We start from the raw sequence: 13,209 nt of genomic DNA, 5'->3' as shown, positions 1-13,209 counted from the left end.
AGCACGAGATTGGGCACAGCCGCCACTGCCGGTGCAACTCGGATGCCTCGGTGCCGAGCTGGATGAGAACGGCGGCCCCGGCCGTCCCATCCTGTCCTCCGATCGCGCGCGCCGCCGGTCGATGAACCACGCGACCTGCTCGCGAAAGACCGTCGTACCGGCCGGCCTCACCGATCGCGGTTCCCTCACGACACCGTGCGTGTTGCCTGGCTCGTCTACCGTCCCGCGCCGCCCCGGGGCGCGCGGGCGGACCACGATGGTATACTCGGGCCGTGACGATCTCCGGCGTGATCCTCGCCGGCGGACAGAGCCGCCGGATGGGCCGCGACAAGGCCTTGCTCCCGGTAGACGGACGGGTACTCGTGGAGGTGATCGCCGGCCGTCTCCGCGAGGCGGCGCTCGATCCGCTCCTCGTGGTGACGAACGCGCCGGAAGGCTTTGCGCATCTCGCGGACGCGGGGTTCCGGACGGCGGGAGATGCGCTCCCCTCCGGGCATCCCCTGGCCGGCGTCTACACTGGGGTGCTTCACGCGAACGGCCCGGCGTTCGTCTGCGCCTGCGATATGCCGTTTCTCAACCCGGCGCTGATCCGTTACCTGGCGGCGCTCGCGGACGACGCGGACGTGGTCATTCCGCGCCACAGCCGGGGCTACGAACCACTGCACGCGGTGTATACGCCGGCGTGCCTCGCGGCGATGCGCCGCTGCGTCGCGCGGCAGGGCCCCACCACTGGGTTTTTCGACGAAGTGCGCGTGCGGGCGGTCGAGGAAGACGAACTCCGGCGCCTCGACCCCACCCTCGCGTCGTTCGAGAACATCAACACCCCCGCGGAGTACGCCGCCGCGCTCGTCCGGCTCCGCTCGCCGTGATCGCCGACTAGCCCGTCGGGTCGCGACGCGGAGGGAGCGCGAAGAATGTGGCGAGCGCAACCGTCAGCGCAAGGGCTGCGGCGACGGACACCACCGAGAGGCAAAACGCGCGAAGTAGAGCGGCGGGCCGAACGCGTACGCCCGGGTGATCGCCGACGCAGCACGTCGGTCGATGCTCGGATCCAACAACCGGTGGCCAGACGACGCGTACCGCCACAAACCATTGAAGAACACCGCGATCGCGGTGAACGTGCCACAGTACACCATCACCGCGGTCCGCGCGTCCCGATCCGGGAGGTAGGCTGCGACCAACCCGGTCGGGAACGGGACGGCCGTGATCGCCAGCAGCAGCAGCCCGTTCAACACGAGCGGGGTGTGATCGGACCGCTGGATCACCAAGAACATCCGGTGGTGGTTGATCCACATGATGCCGATCGTGGCGAAACTGGTCAGAAACGCCAGATAAGACGGCCACTGACCGGCGCGGGCAGCTGCGAGCGGCACGCCCGCAGCACGCTGCGGGACGTGCAACTCGAGCACGAGCAGCGTGATCGCGATCGCGAACACGCCGTCGCTGAACGGCTCGATGCGCCCGGTGTCCCCCTCGCCGGTATCCGCCGCCCCGCCGCGCTCGCGGTCCTGCACGACGGAACCCGGATACGGATCGCGCATGCCCGCCTCCGCGCTACGGCGCGCCCGTCACCTGCCTGAGCTCGTCGAGCACGCGCCCCAAGGCTCCGATCTCACGCCCGTATGTCGGATAGTCCCCTGCGCGCAGCGCCTCCTGCGCTCGTGCATAGTGGACGTTGGCCTGCGCCACGAGTGCCGCGACACGCTCCGTGAAGATGCGCTGGGAAGCTCCTCCGGAGGGTGCAGCCGGGGCGGCGACCCGGGGCGACCCCACCCCGGACGGACCACCGGTCGGCCCCCGCTTCGAGGCGCCGCCGGACGGCGTGGCCGCGCTGGAGACGGCGCCCTGCGGCGGGGTCGCGACGGGAGGGGTGGCCGCGCTGGGAGCGGCCGGCAGAGACGGTGTCGTGGCGGGAGGCGTGGCTGCGCTGGAGGCGGCGCCTTGGGACGGTGTCCCGCCGGGATGGGCGGCCGCACCGGCGGCGGCCCCCGGCGCCGATGGCGCGGCGGGACGGGCAGCCGCGCCCGCAGTCGAGGGGGCGGCGCTGGCGGCGCCGTTCGAGCCCGCTGCCCCGACGGGCGGCCCGGACCCCAACGGGCCCGACGGCGGCGCCGCGGACGCCGACTCCTCCGATGGGACCCCGAAAATTCTCGCGAGCGCCTCGTCGAGCGTCGACTCCATGGCGATCCGAGTGCCATAGGCCACGATGACCCGCTTCAGCTCGGGCAGGGCGCTCCCCGAAGCCTGCAGGTACAGCGGCTCGATGTACAGCAGGGCGTTCGCGATGGGAACGACGAGGAGGTTGCCGCGAATCACCTGCGACCCCTGCTGATTCCACAACGTCAGCTGGCTGCTGATCGTCGGGTCCTGGTCGACGCGCGCCTCGATCTGCATGGGACCGAACACCGTCCGGTCCTTCGGGAACCGGTAGATGAGCAGGTGGCCGTAGTTGGGCGGGTCGCTCCGCGCCGCCATCCAGGCGACCATGTTGTCCTTCCCGGACGGCGTAAACGGCAGGATCAGCGTGAACTCGTCGCCCGAGGACCGATCGAGCTTCAAGTTCACGTAGTACGGCGTCAGCGGCTGCGCCGCGCCGGCAAACAGCTCGTTCGGCACCGCCCACAGATCCTCACGATTGTAGAACACCTGCGGATCCCGCATGTGAAACGTGGCGAAGATCTGCGCCTGCACCGTGAACAGGTCCACCGGGTACCGCAGATGCGCAAGCAGGGTGCGCGGCATCGTGGACAGCGGTACAAACACACCGGGGAAGACACGCGCGTAGGTTTGGATGATTGGATCCGTTGGGTCGGCCACGTAAAAGCGGGTCGTGCCGTCGTAGGCGTCCACGACCGCCTTGACCGAGTTCCGAATGTAGTTGATCTCGCCCGCCGACTGCGAGTACGGATAGGCGGCGCTGGTCGTATAGCCGTCGACGATCCAGAACAAGCGCCCGCCCGCGAGCACCAGGTACGGATCGTGGTCAAACGTCAGAAACGGCGCGATGTGCGCGACGCGCTCCGGCACCGCGCGATGGAACATGATCCGACTGTCCGGCGTGATGTCCGCGCTCAGGGAGAGCGGCAGGGCGCCGAACCGGTAGGTAAACCCCAGGCGGCTGAGCGGCCCGCCGATCGGCACGCCGCCGCTGCCGGCGTAGCTCGCGTACGCGTTCCGGTCGCCCTGGGGATAGTCGAGCTCCTTCGTCCGCGTGTGCACGACGACGTACGGCGTCGCGAGGAGGCCGTAGTACAGCTCCGGACGCGTGACACGCTGGCCGATGACGCTCTGGGGCGGGATGTCCTTGATGTAGAATTCGGGCAGCCCCTCGGCGGAGATGCGGTTGACGGGGTTCATGACCAACCCGTAGCCGTGCGTAAACACCAGGTGATCGTTGACCCAGGTGCGCGCATCGGACGGCACCCGCGAGATGTCCATCTCACGCGCGGCGAGCATCACCTGCTGCTCGCGTCCGCCGACGCGGTACCGATCGATGCCGACGCTCGTGAACGTGTAGTACAGCCGCAGGCTCTGCAACTGCGAATACGTGCGCAGCAGCGGGCGGTCGTCCCAGAGCCGCACGTTATCCAGAACGGACTGGTTCGCGATCACCGCGGCCGGCTCGAGGTTCGCCGACGCCGGGAACTGCTTCTCCTGCGCCTTGTCGAGGCCGTAGGCCCGCAGCGTGGCGTCGATGCTGCTCTGAATGTACGGCGTCTCGCGGCGCAGCTCGTTGGGGGCAACGTTGAACTGCTGGACGAAGCCTGGGTAGAACTGGACGCCGACGAGCCAGGCGGCCGCGAGCACCACCAGCGCGACCACCGCGGGCCGGAAGGTGCGCATCCGGGAGGACAGGAGCAGCAGGACGCCGACCACGGCCGAGAGCACCGACAGCAGGCGCAGCGCCGGCAGCGTCGCGTGCACATCGGTGTAGCCCGCGCCGAACACCACGCCGCGCTGCGCCAGGAGGAGTCCGTAGGTCTGAAGCCAGAACCCTCCGGCCTGGAGCAGCGCGAGCAGCCCCAGCAACACGCTGAGGTGGCCGCGGACCCCCTTCGGCACCGCCCAGACCCCTCGCATCGCCAGCGGAGCGAGGTCGAGGTAGTATCCGATCGCGACAACGACCAGCGCCACCAGCAGCCAGCCGAACAACCACGCGTAGATCATCTGGAGCACCGGCAGCGTGAACACGTAGAATGCGACGTCCATGCCCAGTACGGGATCCCGCACGCCGAACGGGACCTGGTGGATGAGCACCTGGAACGCGAGCCACGACTGGGAGGCGACCACGCCCGCAACCACGCCCACCGCCGCCGCGCCGAGCGCGGTGACGCGTCCCGGGTGCAGCCGGGTCACGATCTGCCGGTACGCACGGCCGCCCGCGGCCCGCAGCTCGATCACCCGCGGCACCGGACGCAGCCGCAGCAGCAAACGCAGGTTGACGTAGAGGATGAGAAAGACGCTGAGGCCGGCCATCAGCGCAATGGCCACGCGGGAGACAATCGGCGTCCAGAACACCACCCGGTACCCGACCTCGCCGAACCACAGCCACTCGGTGTACCAGCGGGCGAGCGCGGGCATGGCCACGAGCAGGCCAACCAGCACGACGAGCAGCACGCGGCGAATCGTCATCGGCTGGCCTCCCCACCGTCGAGTTTGCGGATCAGCGTCTATGGTACAATACTGACGAGGATGGTGCCATGATCACGCGCGATCAGGTCATCGACGTCTTGAAAACCTGCTACGACCCGGAGATCCCGGTGAACATCTGGGATCTCGGGCTCATCTACGACATCACGATCGTTGAAGGCGTCGTGGACATCAAGATGACGCTCACGGCGATGGGCTGCGCGATGGGCCCCCAATTGATCGCGGACATCCAGTCCAAGATGCTCACTCTCGAGGACATCGAGGACTGCAAGGTGGACATGGTGTGGACTCCGCCGTGGTCTCCCGAGCGTCTCAGCGATGACGGTCGACTGCAGCTCCAGGCCATGGGGTTCGCCGTCTGAGACCGCGCTCCTCGGTCGATCCGGTCCGGCCGGCGTGAGCCGCCGCGGCCCCGGCGCGCGGCCGGTCCCGTGATGGAGGATGCGCAGCCCCAGCTCACCGTCGTGGTGGCGGACGACGACCTCTTCTTTTCGGCCCGGATTTCCGCCGTTCTGACGTCCATCGGATACGTGCCGGTCGTGGTGCGCACGCTCGATGCCTTCCGGCGCGAGCTCGCGGAGGGACCCGCGGCCGGGATCGTCAATCTCGCCGCACACCGGTTCGACGCGGCCGCAGCGGTCCGCGGCGCGAAGACTGCCGCCGACACGCGCGCGATCCCCCTGCTGGGGTTCTGCGGCCACCGCGACGTCGCGCGGCAGGCGGCGGCGCGCGAGGCCGGATGCGACCTCGTCGTCACGAACGGCGCCGTCAGCGCAGGGCTTCCGGCGTTGCTGAACACGCTGGTCCAGCGCCCGCGGCACGAACGGTAGGTCCGCGCCTGGGACGGCCGTCCCCCCTACGTACGCCCCGCCGCGACCGGCGTGGCTTCGATCTTTCCGCCCAGGCCGCCCGGTCCGATCTCGCCCTCGTCGGCCATCTCGCGGAGGCTCTTCACGAACGCCGCGGCCGGCGGTGCCAGGAACATCCCCATGAGTCCGAACAGGGCGTTCCCGATCAGCAGGGCCAATAGGATCGTCGCGGCATGGAGCCGGAGTTCGTGTCCGATGACTTGCGGGAGGATGAACTTCGATTCGACAAGTTGCAGCACGATGAAGAAGGTCAACACCGCCACGGCTGTGTTGGGCGAGTGCAGCAGGGTCACCCCGACGATCGGGATCGCACCCAAGACCGGCCCGACGATCGGAATCGCACGCGTCAGGCCGGCGACGATGCCGAGCAGCAGCGGAAAGGGCGCGCCGAGGACAGTGAGTCCGGCCCATACGACGATCCCGGAGATCAGCATCAAGAGAATCTGCCCGCGCACGTACCCAGCGACGATACGGTCCGCGTGCCGGCCGGCGCGCAGGGTCACGCTGCGCCACGGCACCGGCAGAAATCCGAGCAGTTCACGGCTGAGGGACGGCAGATCGACGAGAAAGTAAAAGGCGAGGATCGGGATCAACACGAGCTCAACCAGGTGCGTGAGCCACCGTGTCGCCGCCTGCAGCATCCGCCCCGCCGCGGTGACCGCCAGGGTTCCGGCCTGATCGATGGCCTGATCGAATCTCACTTGGGCCGGCGGCGGGAGGCCGCGGCGGACGGTCGCGCGAGTATTAGTGAGGAACGCCGACACCTGGTCTCGGTACTGCTGCGCATTTTGGACGAACCGGCTGGACTCGACCGCCACGGGTCGGGCCGCCACACGGAACACGCCGGTCAGCACCACACCCACGACGACGAACACGAACAGGGCGGCCAGGACGCGCGGCGCGGGGCGACCGGCGATGTGGACGCGCGCCACCCAATCGACGAGCGGCAGAAGCGCGTACGCCAGCATCGCCGCGATGGCCACCGTCACCAGGACGAAGCGGAGGCGAAACAGGAGGTAGGCGGACGCCGCAACGACGACCAGTCCCATCGTCATGCGGAGCCACCGCTCGATCGGGCTCAACGCCGGACGTTCCACGACGCTCCGCCCCTCCCCGCCGTCCGTCCTGTCCGATACTGTTCCTATCGTACCACGGTCCGCCCTGCCGCAGCGGGACGAACGGGACACGGGGGCACCGCGGGACTACCGGCGCAACAGATTACGGACGAAGAACAGCACGTTCGCCGGGCGCTCGGCCAGCCTCCGCATGAAGTACGGATACCACTCCGCGCCAAACGGCGTCGCGACCATCACGCGCTCGCCGCGCGCCCGCAGATCACGCTGCAACTGCGGACGCACCCCGTACAGCATCTGCAGTTCATAGCGCTCGCGAGGGATCTGCTGCTCGCGGACGAACACCAGCGCCTGGTCGATGACGTGGTCGTCGTGGGTCGCGATCGCAGTGTACCCGCCTTCCCGGAGCGACCGCGTGATCAGGCTCACCAAGTTGCGGTCGACGTCCACCTTTTTGGGAAACGCCACGTCCGGCGGCTCGAGGTAGGCTCCCTTCACCAGCCGTAGATTTGGACGGAGCGGGAGTAGCGCCTCGAGGTCGCGCTCCGTCCGGTACAGGTACGCCTGCAGCACCGTGCCGACGTTGGCGTGCCCGGCGGCGAGGAGCCGTCGATAGATGCGCAGGGTGGGATCCACGCGCGCCGACTCTTCCATGTCCATTCGGACGAACTGCCCGTGCGCCGCGGCCCGTTCGACGAGGCGGGCAACGTTGGCGTAGGCCAGCTCCTCGCCGACGTTCAACCCCAGGTGCGTCAGCTTCACGGCGAGTCGCGTGGGGAGGCGCTCATGCGCAAGACGGTCCAGCACTCCCAGGTACTCGTTTGCGATCGCGGTCGCGGCCGCGGCGTCGCCGACGCTTTCCCCGAGCAAGGTCGTGTTGGTTTCGAACCCGAGATCGGTGAGCCGCCGGAGGACGGCGACGCACTCGTCGAGCGTCTCCCCGGCCACGAACCGCGCCGCGCCCAACCGCATGCCGTACCGGCGCATCCACGCGGCCGCGCCGCGGTGCGTCGAAAGCCTCAGGATACCGCGGCGCATCACCGCGTTCACGGACAGGTCCACGCCTACCTCCTTCTCCTGTGACGGTCGGGTGCCGAAGGCGCTCGGCCACCCGGACGGACCGGCGATCACACCAACAACTGACGAGGCGCGCTCGGCGGAGAGCGCCCGGACCTGGTTAGCCGCCGGACACCGCCGGGCCCACCAGCTCGCCCGTCACCCGGACCCAGGCGCCGGGCGGTGCCGTCGAGGCCTCGGCGTCGGGGTGGAGGATTGCCGCGAGGATCTCCATCCCATCCACGACACGCGGCCCCGAGCGGCTGAAGAAGCTGCTGGCGTCGGTTGCGTACACCTGGCCGGAGACGACCGCGGGGAGCGCGCGCCACTCCGGCCGCCCGGCGATCGCGCCGAGTTCGCGGATCGTGCGCGCCACGTCGAACCCGCACACCGTGAGCACCACCACGTCCGGCGCGGCGCGCGCGATCTCATCCCACTCCACCCGAAACGAGGGGCGTCCGTGTCGGCCCAGCACCTCATGCCCCCCGGCGCGCTCCACGATCTCGGGCATCCAGTGGCCCCCGCAGAACGGCGGATCGAGCCACTCCATGCAGAACACGCGCGGTCGCGGACGATCACGTACGGCACGCTCCACCGCGGCGATCCGATCCCGGAGACGCCCCACCATCTGCCGGGCGGCCTCCCCGCGCCGGGCGGCCTCCCCGACCGCCAGAATGTTCCCGAGGACGTCATCCAGCGTGTGGGGATGGAGCCGCACCACGCGTGGCGACCCGGGCAGGCGCGCCGCCACCGCCTCTACGTCGAGGCTCGGCAGCGCGCAGACGTCGCAGAGATCCTGCGTGATCAGCAGGTCGGGCCGCGCGGCGGCGAGCACGTCCAGGTCGATCCGGTACAGCGGCTCTCCACGCGAGAGCGCACCCGTGACCTGCGCGTCGATCTCCCGACTGGACGCGGCGGCGTCGATCAGCGGCCGCACCGCGACCGGCCGGCCGCGGATCTCCGGAGGATAGTCGCACTCGTGCGTCACGGCCACGATATCGCCGGCGACCCCCAGGGCGCAGACGATCTCCGTGGCGCTCGGCAGGAGCGTGGCGATCCTCACCTCCGCCCACCGCTCGACGGCCCTGTGTATCCGCTCCCGTCTTCGGGCGCAACGAGCACCTCGAACGTGACGTGCTCCAGACCGTCGAGCACCGCATCCGCGGCGGAGAAGTCGAGCGAGCGCGTCAACGCCGACGGCACGGCGATGCATCGCATGCCGGCGGCCTTCGCGGCGCGAACGCCGTTCTCGCTGTCCTCGAGCACCGTGCACACGTCCGGTGGCACCTCCAGCCGGCGCGCGGCCAGCAGATAGACGTCTGGGGCGGGCTTCGCGAGCGGAACCTCGTCCCCTCCCGCAATCGCGCCAAACTGGCCCGCAAGGCCGAGCCGTTCCACCATCGAGGCGACCCGGGCGTGCCGGGACGACGACCCGATCGCGAGCCGCCACCCGCGCTCCCGGAGGCGGCGGAGCAGCGGCACGACGCCCGGCAGCGGGACCATGTACGAGGGCTCGATCGAGTCGTACAGCGCGCGCCACTCCGCCTGCACCGCGTCGACGGATGCGGGGTCGTCGCCGCGAAACGGCCCGAACGGATCGAACGGCCGGTCGTTGCGGCCGACGTTCTTGAGCCACGACGCCATCGGAAAGGTAAGCCCGTGGCGCGCGTACAGCGCTTGCCAGGCGAGATATTCCGGCATCTCGGTGTCGACGATCAGGCCATCGAAGTCGAACAGCACGGCGCGTGGCGGCATCACGTTCAGGATAGCAAATCGCGGCCGGGGCCGCGCGAGCAGCCGCCGGCATGCGGCGCGGATGGGTGGCGGGGGCGTCAAGACTTGGTGCGGCACCGTTACCGGCGCGTTGCAGGGGACAAGTTATACTAAGATGCCGATGCGGACCGACGCGCGCCTGCCCGCGCAGGAACTGATGGACGACCCGGCCTGCGGAGAACACGAGCTCCGCCAGGCGCTGCGGGATCTCGCCCGGATCAACCGGAGCTTCGGGGCGCATGCGTTCGTCCGGGCCTACCTCGACCGCGCGCTGCCGGTCTGGCGCGCCCACCGCGCGCACGCAACCGCTCCGCTCCGCGTGCTCGACGTCGCGACGGGCGGTGGCGACGTCCCGGCTGCCACGGCGCGCTGGGCCGCCCGGCGCGGTGTCGACGTGCGCGTCGTCGCGGTCGACCGCCACCCCACGATCGTGCGCCTGGCACGGGAGGCCACCGCACGCCACCCCGATATCAGCGTCGTGCTGGCGGACGCACGCGCGCTCCCGTTCGCCGCCGGCAGCTTCGACGTCGGCGTCTGCACGCTCGCGCTCCACCACATGAGCGATGACGACAGCGCGATCCTCCTCCGGGAACTGCACCGGCTCGCGCGCATCGGGTTTCTCGCCGTGGATCTCGTGCGCGGGCGCGCCGGCCACACGGCCGTGTGGCTGATGACGCGGTTGAGCCGCAGCGCCCTGATCCGTCATGACGGACCGCTCTCCGTCCGCCGGGCGCGCTCCGTGGGGGAGTATCGCCAGCTGGTCCAGGCGTCGGGCGTACCGGGCCTGCGCGTCTCCACGCTGCCGCTGTTTCGCGTCTCGCTGACGCGCCTCGAATGACGCTGACGGCCGACGTCATCGTCGTCGGAGGCGGCCCGGCGGGCAGCGCGACCGCCGCGGCGCTGGCCCGGCGGGGCTGCCGGGTGACGCTGTTCGAACGCGAGACGTTTCCCCGCCGGAAGCCGTGTGGCGACTTCCTGAATGCCGGCTGCGCCGCGGCGCTTGAACGTCTCGGCGTGCGCGACGCGGTGGCGGGCGCGGGCGCACGGCCTGTGCTCGGGATGCACATCGTAGCACCCGAAGGCACCGCGGTGACCCTGCGGTTCGGGGGACGCGCGGGATGGGCGCTGCCGCGTCGGGCGCTCGATCAGCTCCTTCTCGCTCACGCGGCAAACACCGGGGTGCGCGTGCACCAGCGCGTGAGCGCGGTGGCGATCGAGCGAGACGGCGGGAGGACGCGGGTGACGGTCGCGCATCGCGGCACCGGGGCCACCGAGACGCATACGGCCGCGCTGGTCGTGGGCGCGGACGGGCTTCGCTCCCTGGTGGCGCGCGCGACCGGCCTCGGCGGCCCGCCGCGCCGCGGGCGGTACACGGTCGGCACATACCTGGAGGGGGTGCTGCCGCTGGAGGACGGCGGCGGCGGGGATGTGGGCGAGATCCACCTGCGGCGCGAACGGTACTGTGGCGTCGTCTACCTGCCGGGCGGCCTCGCCAACGTCACACTCGCCCTCGGGCGCACGGAGCTGCGCGCGTGGCGAGGCGCGGTCGAGGCAGGGTACTGGGCATCGCTGCGGGGTTTCCCGGCGCTCTCGGACCGTCTGGCGCGGGCGCGGCGGGTCGATGCCGTGGCCGCGACGGGACCGCTCGCCTACTGGCGCCGCCGCTGCGTCGCCGACGGGATCATGCTTGTGGGTGACGCCGCGGCGTACATCGACCCGCTCACGGGTCAGGGTGTGTATCTGGCCCTGCGGGGCGCGGAACTGGCCGCGGCCACCGCGCTGCGCGCGCTGGACCGGACCGGACCTCGACTGGGGAGCCTCGGCACGTACGAACGAGACCGGCGACGGGAACTTTGGGGAGTCTTCGCGATCTCCCGGGTCTTGCAGGCGCTCGCATTCCGCCCCGGGGTCGCGAGCCGCACCCTCCGGCGCCTGGCCGCGCGGCCGGAGCTCGGGGCCGCCCTGATCGGGGCGATCGGGAACTTCGCCGCGCCGGGATCTGTGCTCCGCGCCAGATTCCTCGCGCAGGCGCTCGGGGTGTTGTGATGGCGGCGCAGGCACGCGCCCGGCGGCGGCCGGTGGCGATGCACACGGAGACTACGATCCGCATCCACGGCCGCGTGGACGCGATCTTCGAGTACGCGGCCTGCGTGGAACACTGGCCCGAGTGGCTGCCGCACTATCGCAGCGTCCGCATCCTCGACACGCACGGTCCTGAGCGCACCATTGAAATGAAGGCGCGACGCGGCCGGCTGCCGGTGTGGTGGTGGGCGCGGCAGGTGCGGCTGCCGGCGGAACGCCGGATCCGCTACACGCATCTGCGGGGCGTCACCCGCGGCATGGAGGTCGAGTGGCGCCTCGAGCCGGGCGCGGCGGGCGACGTGCACGTCACGATCGTGCACGAACTCACCCTGCGGTGGCCGCTCATCGGAGGTGCCGTGGCGCGGTGGATCATCGGTCCAGTGTTCGTCGAGCCCATCGCCGGGCGAACGCTGGCACGAATCAAGGCACTCGTCGAAGGAGGGGACGCATGAGACGCCAGGTTGTGGTGACGGGAGTCGGTGCGGTCACGCCCATAGGGCTCCGCGCCGCCGGTCTCTACGACGGGCTGCGCCGGGAACGGTCCGCGATCGACCGCATCACCCGGTTCGACGCCGCGCCGTTCAACTGCCAGATCGCCGGTGAGGTGCGGGAGTTCGATCCGGCCGCCTACATGGACGCCAGGCGCCTGCGCCGGCTGGATCGCTACGCGCAGTTCGCGGTCGCGTGCGCACGCATGGCCTTCGACGACGCGGGCCTCGACCTCACCGACGAGAACCACGACGCAATCGGGTGCTTCGTCGGTTCCGCGCTCGGCGGAGGCGCGTTCGCGGAGGAGCAGCACGCGACGTTCCTGTCGCAGGGGATCCGCCGCATTAAGCCGACGCTCGCGTTGGCGGTGTTCTGCGGCGCCGCGTCGTGCAACATCGCGATCGAGCACGACCTGCGAGGGCCGAGCAGCGCCAACTCGGACAGCTGCGCGAGCGGAACGATCGCAATCGGCAACGCGTTCCGCGCGGTGCGCGACGGGTACGCCGACGTGATGATCGCCGGAGGCGTCGAGGTGCCGCTGGCGCCTCTCGTCTTCGGGGCGTTCGACCTGATCCGCGCGATGTCCACGCGCAACGCCGAGCCGGCGCGGGCGTGCCGACCGTTCGATCGTGGCAGGGACGGCTTCGTGATGGCCGAGGGCGCGGCGCTGCTGGTCCTGGAAGAACGCGAGCACGCGCGCCGGCGCGGCGCGCCGGCATATGGAACCGTCGTCGGGTACGGGAACTCGAACGACGCCCACCACATGACCGCGCCGTTGCCGTCTGGCGCCCAGGCGGCCCGGGCGATGCGCGACGCGCTCGCGGAAGCGGACCTCACGCCCGATCAGGTCGACTACGTCAACGCCCACGCGAGCAGTACGCCGCTCAACGACAGCGCCGAAACGCTGGCGATCAAGCAGGTGTTCGGTGACCGCGCGCACGACATCCCGGTCAGCGGCACGAAGCCGATGCACGGCCACGCCCTCGGCGCCACCGGCGCCATCGAGGCGGCGATCTGCATGCTCGCGCTGCGACACGGGTACATCCCCCCGACGCTGAACCTGGAAGACGCCGATCCGGCGTGCGACCTGGACTACGTGGCGGGGAGGGGCCGCGAGGCGTCGCCGCGCTATGTGCTCAGCAATTCCTTCGGGTTCGGCGGGATCAACGCGAGCCTGGTGTTCGGACGGGCGGGCTGAGCCTGCATGCGGGCGGTCC

The 13,209-nt window shown here is 70.5% G+C and carries 13 protein-coding genes; 7 read left to right on the top strand and 6 right to left on the bottom strand.

Features of this window, described 5'->3' with window-relative positions:
- Positions 1 to 272 precede the first annotated feature (272 nt).
- Complete coding sequence (locus VKZ50_07665; protein HLJ59593.1) at positions 273 to 869, top strand: molybdenum cofactor guanylyltransferase; 597 nt, start codon at positions 273 to 275, stop codon at positions 867 to 869.
- Between the two features lie 63 nt (positions 870 to 932).
- On the opposite strand, the gene VKZ50_07660 is transcribed toward VKZ50_07665, so the two are convergent.
- Together VKZ50_07660 and VKZ50_07655 are read right to left on the bottom strand one after the other, a co-directional pair.
- Positions 933 to 1,541 carry a TMEM175 family protein gene (locus VKZ50_07660; protein HLJ59592.1) on the bottom strand — a complete coding sequence of 203 codons (609 nt, stop codon included), beginning with the start codon at positions 1,539 to 1,541 and terminating at the stop codon, positions 933 to 935.
- A 13-nt stretch (positions 1,542 to 1,554) separates the two neighbouring features.
- Positions 1,555 to 4,632: a UPF0182 family protein gene (locus VKZ50_07655; GenBank protein ID HLJ59591.1), complete on the bottom strand. Its 3,078-nt coding sequence runs from the start codon at positions 4,630 to 4,632 to the stop codon at positions 1,555 to 1,557.
- Positions 4,633 to 4,700: 68 nt separating this feature from the next.
- Here VKZ50_07655 and VKZ50_07650 point away from each other — a divergent pair, with 68 nt between their 5' ends.
- The gene (locus VKZ50_07650) at positions 4,701 to 5,012 is read left to right on the top strand and encodes an iron-sulfur cluster assembly protein (GenBank protein ID HLJ59590.1); all 312 of its coding nucleotides are present in this window, start codon (positions 4,701 to 4,703) and stop codon (positions 5,010 to 5,012) included.
- Positions 5,013 to 5,084: 72 nt separating this feature from the next.
- Positions 5,085 to 5,480 (top strand): hypothetical protein, encoded by a 396-nt coding sequence (locus VKZ50_07645; GenBank protein HLJ59589.1) that lies wholly within the window; start codon positions 5,085 to 5,087, stop codon positions 5,478 to 5,480.
- Positions 5,481 to 5,506: 26 nt separating this feature from the next.
- Here the strand turns inward: VKZ50_07645 and VKZ50_07640 are convergent, their stop codons facing one another.
- The 4 genes from VKZ50_07640 to VKZ50_07625 all read right to left on the bottom strand — a co-directional run bounded on the left by VKZ50_07640 (position 5,507) and on the right by VKZ50_07625 (position 9,499).
- A complete protein-coding gene (locus VKZ50_07640) occupies positions 5,507 to 6,616 on the bottom strand; it encodes an AI-2E family transporter (GenBank protein ID HLJ59588.1) in 1,110 nt (369 codons plus the stop codon).
- Between the two features lie 105 nt (positions 6,617 to 6,721).
- Positions 6,722 to 7,654: a proline dehydrogenase family protein gene (locus VKZ50_07635; protein HLJ59587.1), complete on the bottom strand. Its 933-nt coding sequence runs from the start codon at positions 7,652 to 7,654 to the stop codon at positions 6,722 to 6,724.
- A gap of 115 nt (positions 7,655 to 7,769) precedes the next feature.
- Complete coding sequence (locus VKZ50_07630) at positions 7,770 to 8,711, bottom strand: cobalamin-binding protein (protein HLJ59586.1); 942 nt, start codon at positions 8,709 to 8,711, stop codon at positions 7,770 to 7,772.
- Positions 8,708 to 9,499: an HAD-IA family hydrolase gene (locus VKZ50_07625; GenBank protein HLJ59585.1), complete on the bottom strand. Its 792-nt coding sequence runs from the start codon at positions 9,497 to 9,499 to the stop codon at positions 8,708 to 8,710. The genes VKZ50_07630 and VKZ50_07625 overlap by 4 nt, the downstream gene beginning before the upstream one ends.
- 37 nt (positions 9,500 to 9,536) lie before the next feature.
- Here VKZ50_07625 and VKZ50_07620 point away from each other — a divergent pair, with 37 nt between their 5' ends.
- Genes VKZ50_07620 through fabF form a run of 4 tightly spaced genes read left to right on the top strand, consistent with a single transcriptional unit; the run spans position 9,537 to position 13,190 of the window.
- Positions 9,537 to 10,259, top strand: coding sequence for a methyltransferase domain-containing protein (locus tag VKZ50_07620; GenBank protein HLJ59584.1), 723 nt, complete (start codon positions 9,537 to 9,539; stop codon positions 10,257 to 10,259).
- Entirely contained in the window at positions 10,256 to 11,467 is a 1,212-nt protein-coding gene (locus VKZ50_07615) for an FAD-dependent oxidoreductase (GenBank protein HLJ59583.1), read from the top strand. The genes VKZ50_07620 and VKZ50_07615 overlap by 4 nt, the downstream gene beginning before the upstream one ends.
- Complete coding sequence (locus VKZ50_07610; GenBank protein HLJ59582.1) at positions 11,467 to 11,955, top strand: SRPBCC family protein; 489 nt, start codon at positions 11,467 to 11,469, stop codon at positions 11,953 to 11,955. The genes VKZ50_07615 and VKZ50_07610 overlap by 1 nt, the downstream gene beginning before the upstream one ends.
- The gene (gene fabF, locus VKZ50_07605; protein ID HLJ59581.1) at positions 11,952 to 13,190 is read left to right on the top strand and encodes a beta-ketoacyl-ACP synthase II; all 1,239 of its coding nucleotides are present in this window, start codon (positions 11,952 to 11,954) and stop codon (positions 13,188 to 13,190) included. The genes VKZ50_07610 and fabF overlap by 4 nt, the downstream gene beginning before the upstream one ends.
- Positions 13,191 to 13,209: the final 19 nt, after the last annotated feature.

Source organism: bacterium, from assembly GCA_035295165.1.
In the GTDB taxonomy this organism is placed as follows: Bacteria; Sysuimicrobiota; Sysuimicrobiia; order Sysuimicrobiales; family Segetimicrobiaceae; genus JAJPIA01.
This window is presented reverse-complemented; position numbering and strand designations above follow the sequence as displayed.

Bases quoted from the DNA above. Each gene is read 5' to 3' on its own strand.
- VKZ50_07660 (HLJ59592.1), bottom strand. From the start codon at position 1,541: ATGCGCGATCCGTATCCGGGTTCCGTCGTGCAGGACCGCGAGCGCGGC.
- VKZ50_07655 (HLJ59591.1), bottom strand. From the start codon at position 4,632: ATGACGATTCGCCGCGTGCTGCTCGTCGTGCTGGTTGGCCTGCTCGTG.
- VKZ50_07650 (HLJ59590.1), top strand. From the start codon at position 4,701: ATGATCACGCGCGATCAGGTCATCGACGTCTTGAAAACCTGCTACGAC.
- VKZ50_07645 (HLJ59589.1), top strand. From the start codon at position 5,085: ATGGAGGATGCGCAGCCCCAGCTCACCGTCGTGGTGGCGGACGACGAC.
- VKZ50_07620 (HLJ59584.1), top strand. From the start codon at position 9,537: ATGCCGATGCGGACCGACGCGCGCCTGCCCGCGCAGGAACTGATGGAC.
- VKZ50_07615 (HLJ59583.1), top strand. From the start codon at position 10,256: ATGACGCTGACGGCCGACGTCATCGTCGTCGGAGGCGGCCCGGCGGGC.
- VKZ50_07610 (HLJ59582.1), top strand. From the start codon at position 11,467: ATGGCGGCGCAGGCACGCGCCCGGCGGCGGCCGGTGGCGATGCACACG.
- fabF (HLJ59581.1), top strand. From the start codon at position 11,952: ATGAGACGCCAGGTTGTGGTGACGGGAGTCGGTGCGGTCACGCCCATA.